The following is a 2,507-nucleotide window of genomic DNA, read 5'->3' as shown; positions in this document are numbered from 1 at the left end:
GCCGCCTGAGAACCGGCCACGATCAACCTTCGTACACCAGATTTGACTTTATCTCCGCGGAAAGTGCGTGAAGACGAAGTGCTGGCAGCGAAGGTCCGGGCCAGGCAAGAGCAGCAGCAAATTGCTACCCTTGTCGATAGGTACCGAGGCAAACGGGTTTCAGCGTCCGACGGAACGACCTATGTTAGCGGCGGTGTAAAACCGCTCATAAACGGCGGCGCAAGGTTGAGCGTAACGCTCAACAATAAAGGGGCCGCAGGCCCCTTTGGTTTCGAATCGATGTGATGCGCGCGGCGGACGTCAGAACGGGTCGTGCGGTTCGTCGTCCGGCGGATGGTGATGGGTCTGACGGTCTTGCCGAGTCAGGTCCTGGATCTGGCACGCGTAGTACGAACTGACGACTTCGCGCAGATCGTCAAGCAGTTCGAACACGGCGAGTGCCTGCTCGGGGGTCCAGTCATCAGGCACGATGAACGGCAAGCCGCGCCGGCGGCCCGAGGGGGGCAACGGGGTGTGGCTCATTCAGAGGCTCCTTTTTCCGTGATGACCTTCTTCGCTGCCCGCTGTCGAGAGCGGACCTCGGTGCGCTCGCGCGCTTCCTTCAGGCGATAGGACTCGCCCTCAATCGCGATGACCTCAGCGCGATGCACCAACCTGTCGACCAGCGAGACGACACAGGCGGCGTTTGGGAACACCTCCGACCATTGCCCAAACGGCTTGTTGGTGGTGACGATCGTACTGCGGGTCTCATAGCGGCGGCTGATCAGCTCGAACAGCAGGTCGGCATGACGGTTCGAGTACGAGAGGTAGCCGACTTCATCGATCAGCAGCACGTCTGGCGCGGCGTAGCGGTGCAGGCGTTTGCGCAAGGCGGAGTCGCTGTCGAGCGCCGCCAACTCACCGAGCATTTGCCCAGCGGAGGTGAACAGTACTGTGTGGCCATGGATGAGCGCCTGGTGTGCCACGTTCTGTGCCAGCGTCGACTTGCCCACACCGTTCGGGCCAATGAACACCACGTTGGTCGCCTCCTTGAGGAAGGCGAGTGACATCAGCTCCTCGATGGCCACGCGATCGATGCGTTCGGGCCATTTCCAGTCGAAGTCGCTCAAGGCCTTGAACCTGCCCAGCCGCGCGGCACGCACGCGCCGCTGCAGCGAGCGGTGGGCGCGCTCGTGTTCTTCCCACTGGATGAGCGGGGCGACCCAGTCGGCATCGCCCACCTCGGACCAGTGCTCCACTAGCCCGTTCAGGCGCAAGGCTTGCGCGCGTGCGCGCAGGGAGTCAGCGAGGTTCATGATCATTCATTTTCCTCTGGTCAGTTGATCGTAGGTATCGAGCCGGTGCGGCTGCACCGGCGTGTCCTTGCGCCGCACATGTTCGGGCAGGTCCATAGCGACCGGCGGCGGCGTGCCGCGCGCAGCGCGCCGGCGCTCCAGCGCGGCACGCACGGCGTTCGTGTGCGGCACGCCGGCGGCAAGCGCGTCTTCGACCGCAGCCTGTAACTCGGGCGCGCCGTAGCGATCGAGCAGGCGCAGCAATGCGTTAGTGAGCGCACCGAGGTTCGCGCCGCGCTCAGCCGCGCGCGTGAGCAGCAACTGGCTGGCCGGCACGGCCTTGGTCAGGCTGTTGACGCCACGATGCTGGCGGGCCTGTCGCTTGTAATCTTCGAGTTCGCGGATGTGCGCCGGTAGCTCGATCTGCGCATCGCGGTCATAGCTGCGGCGATGGCTGGCGATCACCTCAATGCCGTCGAGCACACGGACCTGCTCCAGATCGGCGCGCACCGTCAGCGTGCGGCGCACATGCGTGTGCGGGATCGAGTAGTCGTTCAAGTCGAAGCGCACGTACGGTGTCTTGCCGACCTTGACCGCGAGCTGCTCTTCCACGGGGTATGGGTTGTCCGGCAGCGGCAGCAGTAGCGGTTGCTCTTGGGCGAAGGCTTCGCGTACCGTCATAGTGCGATCCTCCGGACACGGCCGGTCGGCCGCCTGGTGGCGGCACCAATGCTCAGCCTGCGCGTTCAGATCGTCCAGATCGGTAAAGTGTCGTGCGGCGAAGAAGGCTTCCCGTATATGGCGAATCGCCCGTTCCACGCGGCCTTTCTCATTGCCCCGCGCCACCGCCACTGGACGGGGCTCGAACCGGTAATGCCCGGCAAACGAGAGCAGCGTCGGGTGGAAGCGAATTGCGTCGCCCTGGCGCTCGAGCACAGCGCTCTTGAGGTTGTCGTAGAGGATGACCTTGCCGAGCCCACCCCAATGCACGAAGGCGCCGACGTGGCCGCGCAGGAAGTTCTCCATGCGGGCATCGAGGAAGAAGCGCAGATACATGTCGCGCGAGTACGAGAGCACTATCACGAAGGCCATCAGCGGCCGCCATGCCCGGCCAATCTCCAGGTGGCCGAAGTGTCCCGTAACCGTCCGCTAATGGCCGTGTAGACGCGAGAGGCGAACCTATCCAGAGTAGTTCCCATCAAAATCTGGCGGGGACTACTTTGGATACTGTGG

The 2,507-nt window shown here is 63.7% G+C and carries 3 protein-coding genes; all 3 read right to left on the bottom strand.

Annotation, left to right across the window (positions count from 1 at the left end):
* Positions 1–300 precede the first annotated feature (300 nt).
* From K309_RS0134520 to K309_RS38875, 3 genes are read right to left on the bottom strand one after another with little or no spacing between them, the layout of a single operon-like run.
* Positions 301–522, bottom strand: a complete 222-nt coding sequence (locus K309_RS0134520) for a hypothetical protein (RefSeq protein WP_029050425.1) — start codon at positions 520–522, stop codon at positions 301–303.
* Positions 519–1,295, bottom strand: coding sequence for an IS21-like element helper ATPase IstB (gene istB / locus K309_RS0134515; RefSeq protein WP_029050424.1), 777 nt, complete (start codon positions 1,293–1,295; stop codon positions 519–521). Before istB ends, K309_RS0134520 begins: the two co-directional genes overlap by 4 nt.
* Before the next feature lie 6 nt (positions 1,296–1,301).
* Positions 1,302–2,366 carry a Mu transposase domain-containing protein gene (locus tag K309_RS38875; protein WP_084402714.1) on the bottom strand — a complete coding sequence of 355 codons (1,065 nt, stop codon included), beginning with the start codon at positions 2,364–2,366 and terminating at the stop codon, positions 1,302–1,304.
* Positions 2,367–2,507 lie beyond the last annotated feature (141 nt).

Source organism: Cupriavidus phytohabitans, from assembly GCF_000426345.1.
In the GTDB taxonomy this organism is placed as follows: domain Bacteria; phylum Pseudomonadota; class Gammaproteobacteria; order Burkholderiales; family Burkholderiaceae; genus Cupriavidus.
Note: the sequence above shows the minus strand (reverse complement) of the source record. Positions and strands in the feature narration are given on the sequence as shown.